A 7,407-nucleotide genomic window follows, 5' to 3' on the forward strand; every position below is an offset into this window, starting at 1 on the left:
GATCAGCCTCCCAGCGCTTTGCGCATATTCTGGAGGCGTAGCTTTCCGTCAGCCGCTTCTGCGTTCCGGCAGTTGGGCGTGTTGCGCAGCTCACCCGGATTGTTACGGCACTCGGAGATAGTACGGCTCAGCAGCGCTTCGTCAGCGACGAATTCATCGACAGTGTATGTCCGCTCGGACTCCTGCGAACATGCGGCCAGCAGCATCAGGACAACGAGGATTGGGATCCGCCTCACTGCAGCGCCGCCTTCATAGCGTCCATGCGTTGGCGCCAATCTTCCGCCTTGCGCTGTTCGTCAACCTGATTCTGCGCTTGCTGGACCATCCTTAACCCCTCCATCCGCAGGGCGTCAGTCTGGAGGAATGCCTGTTCGGCCTGCAGTCGGGCCTGCAAATCGGCGACCTCCTTGGCATCGCCCGCAGTGGATATTTTTTCACGGAGCTGATCGATCCCGTCTATGCGCTTAGTGGCGGCGTCAAAGATCTGCTGGCCAAGGCTCATTTGCCCGGCATTCCTGTCCTGGATCCGCGACAGTTCTTTCGCGTAGAAATCATCGGCGTCAGTGCGGTAGGTTGAGTTTCCTTCCAGAAATTTCGAGGCGGAAGCGCCAGACACTCCGGTGCCATTGCCTTTAAGCAGACCCTCGACGGCGGCGAAATCGGACGGGAGGGCCTTGCGGATCGCCGGATCGTTGAGAACGCTGGCGACATCCGCCATATCGGTCAGCTTGTTGAGGGAGCCGTAAAGCTGCTCTGCCTTCCCGATCTGAGTGTTCAGCGCATCGAGTTGCGACTTGAGCTGCGCGATGCTCTCGATCTGTTTGGCGATAGCGGCCTGATCGTTGACCGGAATCCCCTGCCCTGCCGCGCCTTCGGTGGAAAGTATGAGCACTGCAGTGAGCAATACGCCATGAAGTCGATAGGAAGTCATCAGCTTGCACTCCTTCGCTGTTGGAAAATGGGAAACCAGTTCTCGGCATCATCTCCAACCTCCGCGCGGATTGCGTCGAGAAGTTCGACATTGGCGGTCCGGCCGGAGAGGATGGCGAGTTCGTCATCGAAGCCGTTGAGATCGAGCTCAGCGACGACGCTGTTGTGTCCCTGCTTCAATACGAACCGCCGGCTCTCGACGGAAAGCTCGCGAGCGATGAGCTCGTATTCGCGCTCGGTGAGCTTGAAACCTTCGACATAGTCGGCATGGTTGCCGCGCGAGTTGGGCAGGAAGATCTGTGTTGGGCACTGCTCGATGATTGTGTGCGCGATCGGCGAATTCAGCGCGTCGCGTGGGCTTTGCGTCGCAAACAGCATCAATCCATTCTGTTTGCGGATGGTCTTCAGCTTGTTCTGCGCAAGATCACGGAACCCCTCGTCCTGGAGCGCCTTCCAGAATTCATCGATGACGATGATGATCCGGCGGCCGTCGATCAGTTGCTCGACACGGTGGAAAAGGTACGCCATCAGCGGCGTGCGAATTTCCTCGTTGTCGAGGAAGTCGGTCATGTCGTAGCCGATGAGCTTGCCTGACCCGCCAAAATCGCCAAAGCCGATATCCTCGACGACATTGTCGAATACCCAGCCGAGTGGCCCTCCCCTCTCCCACCGGCGGAGCCTGGCTGCGATCCCTTCCGGATCCGTGTTGTTGAGGAAAGTCCGCAACGCCCCTATCGTCCGCCTGTCAACGGGCAGGTCGGCAAGTCCATCGATCGCGCCAGATATGTCGTGAAGCTCTGTGACGGTCAGTTCCCGCGACACTGAACCTACGAGCCCGCCGACCCAGCGCGCCAGGAACACCTTGTTCTCCGGCGTCAGGTCGAGAGCCTTTAAGGGGGCGCAGCCGGTGGGGACGCCGTTCTTCAGCGGCAGATAGCAGCCGCCGGTGGCGCGGACATAGAGATCTGCGCCGCGATCCTTGTCGAAGAAAACAACGTGCGGATCATGCTTTTCCAGCTGTGACAGCATAAAATTGACGATGACGGTCTTGCCGGCTCCCGATGGACCGCACATGAATGTGTTGCCGAGATCACCATAGTGGAGGTTGAAGTAATAGGGCGACCCCGAAGCCGTCTTGAGCAGAGCAACAGCCTGTCCCCATTCATTCCCGTCCTTCTGTCCGATCGGATAGGAGTGGAATGGTGACAATCCCGCGAAATTCCTGGAGGTGATCGCACCCGATCGCGCCCGATAGCGAAAATTGCCCGGAAGTTGCGCCCACCAGGCCGCTTCGAGGCCAAGATCCTCCCGCGCAACAACAGCACCGCCGTTGGTCAGGCTGGCGCGCGCCTTCGCGAGATTGTCGGTCAGCTCTTTCATTGTTCCGGCGAAAACGGATAGCGTCAGGTGATGCTCGCCGATCACGAAGCGGCTGGACTCCAGGTCGTCCATCGCATCATCGAGTTCATCGATCTGCGAAGCCGCCTTGTCGCCGCTGCTCACCAGCTGGTTTTGCTTACGCCCCATGATGACGCGGGCGTCCGCCTTGGACACAAAGCAGAAGGATTGCGAGAGGATGAGTTCAAAGGAACTGGTCAGGATGCCGTCCAACATGCCGGTCCTGGTGCGGGCTGGATATTCCTTGAAGCTCAGCATGCCGGCAAACCGGCTTTCCGCCTCATGCCGGATCTCGATCGCCTCACGACCGATGATAACGCGGTCCGAGTAGATCGTCGACGCGATAAGGCCTTCCGTGAGCGGCACCCTTTCGCGCCTGCCGCCGACGATCTGGTGCAGCACCTCACTTGGTTCCGAGAAAAGCATGCCGTCCTGCTCGTAAAGGGAGAGCACACGCGGTTCGAACCGCTTCAGGCCGGCGACCACATCAACGACCTTGTCCTGAAGCTGCTTCAGGGCCTCCTCATCAAGCTCCAGACCGGCTCGCTTGGCGCGCCGGAGGCGCGACAGCAGCTTCCCTGCCTTGTTCGCCGGGTCACGCGCTGGCGACCAAAGAACAGTCAGATAGAGATCGTTGCGGAAAAGGTCTTCCCGGACCATGCGTTCCCGGTATTTCTCGTTGAGCGAGGCAGAGAATGGCGTTGCAAACGTTCCGCCCGGATAGTCGCTGTCCCTGCGGCGAATGAGATGTGTCCAGAGCGCCAGCCGCTCATCGGCTACATTTCGATAAAGCGTGTTGAGGTCGCGATGGAGCGCGTTGAGGTCGAGCAGATTAGCGGTTTCGAAAGACACGCCCCCGAGCGCGAGCATGACCATCAGTGTCCGGGAGTCGAGCGCGATTGTCGTCTCGTCGATGTGCCGCACGTAAGGAATAAAAGCCTCTGGCGTGAGTTCGCGTGATCTAAGGGTGGCGATGTCAGGCAATTCCAATATCCCTTTCGTCGAAGCGGCGTGCCAGTCTCAGAGGTGAAAGTGTTGCCCCGCCCCAATAGGCACTGTTGCGCGAGCGGCCGCGGGTTTCGACCCAGGCCAGCAGGATGCGGAACATGTTGTGATCGTGCTTCACCAGGGCGCGGAAGATGAGATGGAAGACGACGCCAACCAGCGCATAGGCGATCGACCCGGCAACGATGTAGAGGACCGTCGTAAGCATGATGTTGAAGCCCATCGCCTCCATCGTCACGCCAGCGATCATTGCCGGACGCGTGCACGCGATGAAAAGCGTGTCTTCTTCCAGAACCGCTCGCTCCCCCGCCATCTTCAGCTCCCGACGATGGTGTTGACGAGTTCAGTGGCGCCGAAGATGCCGCCAATGCCGATGATCCAGAAGCCGGCCCGCCTCAGGTCCATGTAGCCAAACATCCAGGCGATGCAGATGACGATCACCGCAATTACAGCCAGCAGCTTGGCAATGTTTCCCGTCAACATGTCGACGATGTTCTGCAGGACGGTTTCGATGCCGGCGGCTTGCGCAAAAGCTGGCTCAACCATAGTCATCACAATCGCAGCGGCCATCAGGGAGGAGACAACGATAGGTCGGATACGGGAATTCACGGTCATTCACTTTGCTCCATTTGATTGCCCTGAAACACAAGGAGGGATGAACCGCGTCGGGTCTTGAAGACGTCCCATCCTGGTGCGACAGAAACAGAGGCTGTTTTCTCTGGGGAGTTCTCCGCCACCACTTCCGCAACGACGTCTGCCTGGGAAACGTCGGACCGCCGCCCCTCCCCCGCGTCGCCAATCGTTAATCGCGCCAGAATGGGCCTAAGCCGATTCATTTCGCGCCGAACCTGATCGTCATAGTTGACCATGGCGCCGACAGACGGATCATCACGTCCGTAATAAGATCGCAACACGCCCTGTTCGTCCCTTCCAGAATCGGCCCATTCTTTCAGAGCAAGGCGATAGTAGCCGTCGAGTAGCGTCGCTGTAGCCTTAAGGTTGAGGCACGGATCGAATGCGTCGGATATCGAGAGTTTGAATCTGCGAAGTTCTTCGGTTCCGATTCCACCAAGGCCCATCTGGATGTCTTGCCGTTCAGCCGCCAATGATGTGGCGACTTTGATTGCCTCGGCCTTCGTGGCTGGCTGCCGCTCCAGGGGCGCGCCGCTGTTGATCCGGATGTTGAATGATGCGAATCGACTTTCGAGGCTGACGACGCCTGCAAGAGTATCGGAGGCGATGACGGGTGCGCAGGCTTGCGCGAGATCGAGGAAGGCAACGGGCATGTCAGAACCACACCCTTTGCTGACCGACCCCGTCGATCGTCACATCGATGTACCGAGGTTTTACGCGCACCAAGGGACGGGCCACGGTGTAGGCCATGCACCGATAGCGACCGTTTTCCTTTTCCCAGCGGGGCGATGTAACCGAGCCGTAGTTTGAACCGCCACCGTCTCTATCTCGCTGGCAGAAACTATCGCTCACGGCCTGCGTCGATGTAGAAGTGCACGTCGCGTCACGTCCCTTTGGACCATAGCCAGCAGACAGGCGGTAGCCGGCATTGCAGTAGTATGGTTCGTAGCGAGGGCGGGAGCTTTGAAAGCCGACGCCCGTGCAGGTTGGAAACGAATGCCCTTTTGCCAGCCAGCTCCAGAGCTTTTCGACCGGCCGCCTGCATTCACCATATTGCGTCGGACCGCCCGGATTGGATAAGCACAGGATAACCTGGCACCCCCAGTCGTCGGCACGAGCGCTTCGCTCCGAAATGGTATACAGTGACGCGAACCCTGACGCTGCCATGATAGTTCGAAAGAAAAGGCCCTTCATGCCACCTACCCTCCGGTTTCCTCAATGTCCGCTGCAACTGAACGGCGACTCGTTTCAATCCTTTTACTGTTCAAATAATAGATAGTTAAACCGATGGCAAGCAGTTTAAGCGAGCGATGGCAAAGCCAGGCGTTATCCGTTTTCGCGGTGCGTGAAATCCTGGAGAAGCCGATCGACGGTGAATCAGCGCAGTCCCGCATCAAACAGATCGGGATGGTGAATATTCTCTATCTGATGCATCAGGCGCATCAGAAGCTAACCCTTTCAAATATAATCGAGATCACCGGAATGACGCGTGGTGGGGTGGTCGAAACCATTGATCTCCTGGTCCAGCGTGGAATCCTTACGGAGACGCTTGGAAGGAACTCAATGGGGCGAGGGACAGCCCGACAGTTTGAGTTTTCTTCACAGGTGTTTGATGCGCTTCACGTTGCTGCAACAGGCGACAAGAGGCAGCGCTAGCCAGAAAAACTTACCCATGTTTCAGACATTCGGATTCCCGTGGGCTGGTTGCTAACGCACGTCGTTTGGCAGTTGGGCAGTTGGCCGCAAGGCTCTCGCCTCAATGTTTTCGTATGCACCAGTCAGCACGGAGCATCCACACGTTTGGAAGGAACTCCTCGAGCTGGGATCACGTGCCACGGACGAACTGCTACACTCTGCAGGCCTCAATTGGAGAGGCTCATGAAGTCCCAAGGTCCATATCCCCTAAACCGAGAAGTCGTACGGCCTCCTCGTCGAACCCGAGGTTTCGTCCGAAGGTGACCATGAGAGCACTGACTGCGAGGGAATGCAGGAACGTTGCCTCGTCCTTCCTCTTGAGTTTTGCCACTGCGATCATCGCGCCGGAATTGGTCATTGCCTCCAGCATGATCCGCTCTACGGCTTTGTCAGCCGCATCCAGATGAAACGTACCTCGTAGCCGAGCCTCCACAAGAACATCACGCACACTAGGTCGAGCATCCTGGATGGCTTTCCGTGCGTGCCGGATTTGTCTGGCGCTGAACTTCGAAGAGAGAGCAGCCTCAAAGCCGGCCAGATCAAGGCCGGGCTCCCCGGGATCACCATCGACATCCAGTCCCTTCTGCGTATCGATCACGACACTGATCGCGTGGCTGTTCATCAGGAGATCGATGTCGCCGGGAGACGCAACCGGCCCGAAATGGGAGGTGGGGAGAACCGCGCCCTCAAGTTCCTCAACGTACATGCCGACACGAACCTGATGCAGCCATATCCTCTTTTTCATCCTTGCCCCCAAGGTTTCAGCCGTTGATGGGACCCACCGTGACGCGAATGTGTTATCAAGATCCGAATGCGCGGGTGCAACTTGCAGCAGGTAAGGCCCGAGGTTACGGCACGTGTGGCACTCGGGTCACCTGCCCCGGGCCCCGAAAAGCGGTTCAGCAGGGGGCGCTGACCTACCAGATTGTCGAAGCCTGGCGGACGAAATCCGCGACGACGTCGCCTCATCGCCGGGAAATACGAAAGGTTCCGGGCCTTCACCTGAACCTCTGAAACAAAGCGATCACCGGCGAGCAAGCCAGCTTCCAGATAACAGCCGAAGCCAAATCGAGAGAAAGCGCACCGGACAGCCGGTACGCTTTCGTCTGCCCTCGATCCTGCCGCTCAGTCGAGCGTATAGGCGATGACAGAATCGCCTGGCGTTGTGCCAAGCGAACCGTGGCCGCCGGCAGCAACGACGATATACTGCTTGCCGTCCTTGCCGCGATAGGTCATCGGCGTTGCCTGGCCACCGGCCGGAAGCGCCATTTTCCACAACACTTCACCGGTCTGCATGTCGTAGCCCCGGATCGCGTCGTCGAGGGCTGCAGCCGTAAACGCCACGCCGCCAGCGGTTGTCAGCGTGCCGCCATGGGCAAGCATGCCCATTTCGAACGGGATCGGAAACTTCACGCCGGCGAACTTCTGTCCGGCGACGGTACCGTTCCTGTACTTCCAGGCGGTCTTGCCGGTCGTCAGGTCGACGCCGACGCGAACGCCCCAGGCGGGAGCGTTGCACGGCGCGTTGAGTGCCGAACGGAAGTGCTGGATCGACACGGCATAGGGGCCGCCGAGATTTTCGTTGCCGGGCTTGGACTCACCGCCCGAATTGTCTCCGCCAAACATCCGCTTGTCGAGCTGACCGGCTGGACGCGGATAGAGCTGGTATAGATAGGCGAGATATTGCGGCGTGCCGATCAGCCACTTGTTGACCGGATCAACCGCGACGGAACCCCAGTTGAACAC

At 58.6% G+C, this 7,407-nt stretch carries 9 protein-coding genes and 1 pseudogene; 1 reads left to right on the top strand and 9 read right to left on the bottom strand.

What is annotated here, in order from left to right:
- Positions 1-2: 2 nt before the first annotated feature.
- The 7 genes from QSK43_RS20050 to QSK43_RS20080 are packed head-to-tail and all read right to left on the bottom strand — an operon-like array spanning position 3 to position 5,160.
- The gene (locus tag QSK43_RS20050) at positions 3-236 is read right to left on the bottom strand and encodes an EexN family lipoprotein (protein WP_332304931.1); all 234 of its coding nucleotides are present in this window, start codon (positions 234-236) and stop codon (positions 3-5) included.
- The gene (gene virB5, locus QSK43_RS20055; protein ID WP_332304932.1) at positions 233-931 is read right to left on the bottom strand and encodes a P-type DNA transfer protein VirB5; all 699 of its coding nucleotides are present in this window, start codon (positions 929-931) and stop codon (positions 233-235) included. The genes QSK43_RS20050 and virB5 overlap by 4 nt, the downstream gene beginning before the upstream one ends.
- Positions 931-3,312, bottom strand: a complete 2,382-nt coding sequence (locus QSK43_RS20060; protein WP_332304933.1) for a VirB4 family type IV secretion/conjugal transfer ATPase — start codon at positions 3,310-3,312, stop codon at positions 931-933. The genes virB5 and QSK43_RS20060 overlap by 1 nt, the downstream gene beginning before the upstream one ends.
- Positions 3,305-3,646: a type IV secretion system protein VirB3 gene (locus QSK43_RS20065; protein ID WP_332304934.1), complete on the bottom strand. Its 342-nt coding sequence runs from the start codon at positions 3,644-3,646 to the stop codon at positions 3,305-3,307. The genes QSK43_RS20060 and QSK43_RS20065 overlap by 8 nt, the downstream gene beginning before the upstream one ends.
- Positions 3,647-3,648: 2 nt before the next feature.
- Positions 3,649-3,948, bottom strand: a complete 300-nt coding sequence (locus tag QSK43_RS20070; RefSeq protein WP_332304935.1) for a TrbC/VirB2 family protein — start codon at positions 3,946-3,948, stop codon at positions 3,649-3,651.
- Positions 3,945-4,619 (bottom strand): lytic transglycosylase domain-containing protein, encoded by a 675-nt coding sequence (locus QSK43_RS20075; RefSeq protein WP_332304936.1) that lies wholly within the window; start codon positions 4,617-4,619, stop codon positions 3,945-3,947. The genes QSK43_RS20070 and QSK43_RS20075 overlap by 4 nt, the downstream gene beginning before the upstream one ends.
- 1 nt (position 4,620) lies before the next feature.
- Complete coding sequence (locus tag QSK43_RS20080) at positions 4,621-5,160, bottom strand: hypothetical protein (RefSeq protein ID WP_332304937.1); 540 nt, start codon at positions 5,158-5,160, stop codon at positions 4,621-4,623.
- 93 nt (positions 5,161-5,253) lie between these two features.
- Between QSK43_RS20080 and QSK43_RS20085 the strand changes: the two genes are divergently transcribed.
- Complete coding sequence (locus tag QSK43_RS20085) at positions 5,254-5,622, top strand: transcriptional regulator (RefSeq protein WP_332304938.1); 369 nt, start codon at positions 5,254-5,256, stop codon at positions 5,620-5,622.
- 220 nt (positions 5,623-5,842) lie between these two features.
- On the opposite strand, the gene QSK43_RS20090 is transcribed toward QSK43_RS20085, so the two are convergent.
- Entirely contained in the window at positions 5,843-6,406 is a 564-nt protein-coding gene (locus QSK43_RS20090; RefSeq protein WP_332304939.1) for a DUF3391 domain-containing protein, read from the bottom strand.
- Positions 6,407-6,786: 380 nt separating this feature from the next.
- Positions 6,787-7,407, bottom strand: a pseudogene (locus tag QSK43_RS20095) (membrane-bound PQQ-dependent dehydrogenase, glucose/quinate/shikimate family); the annotation flags it as partial.

Origin of the sequence: Rhizobium sp. GR12 (genome assembly GCF_036596185.1) — a bacterium.
Classification (GTDB): domain Bacteria; phylum Pseudomonadota; class Alphaproteobacteria; order Rhizobiales; family Rhizobiaceae; genus Agrobacterium; species Agrobacterium nepotum.

Excerpts from the sequence above, each read along its gene's own strand:
- virB5 (WP_332304932.1), bottom strand. The coding sequence starts at position 931 with ATGACTTCCTATCGACTTCATGGCGTATTGCTCACTGCAGTGCTCATA.
- QSK43_RS20065 (WP_332304934.1), bottom strand. The coding sequence starts at position 3,646 with ATGGCGGGGGAGCGAGCGGTTCTGGAAGAAGACACGCTTTTCATCGCG.
- QSK43_RS20070 (WP_332304935.1), bottom strand. The coding sequence starts at position 3,948 with ATGACCGTGAATTCCCGTATCCGACCTATCGTTGTCTCCTCCCTGATG.
- QSK43_RS20075 (WP_332304936.1), bottom strand. The coding sequence starts at position 4,619 with ATGCCCGTTGCCTTCCTCGATCTCGCGCAAGCCTGCGCACCCGTCATC.
- QSK43_RS20080 (WP_332304937.1), bottom strand. The coding sequence starts at position 5,160 with ATGAAGGGCCTTTTCTTTCGAACTATCATGGCAGCGTCAGGGTTCGCG.
- QSK43_RS20085 (WP_332304938.1), top strand. The coding sequence starts at position 5,254 with ATGGCAAGCAGTTTAAGCGAGCGATGGCAAAGCCAGGCGTTATCCGTT.
- QSK43_RS20090 (WP_332304939.1), bottom strand. The coding sequence starts at position 6,406 with ATGAAAAAGAGGATATGGCTGCATCAGGTTCGTGTCGGCATGTACGTT.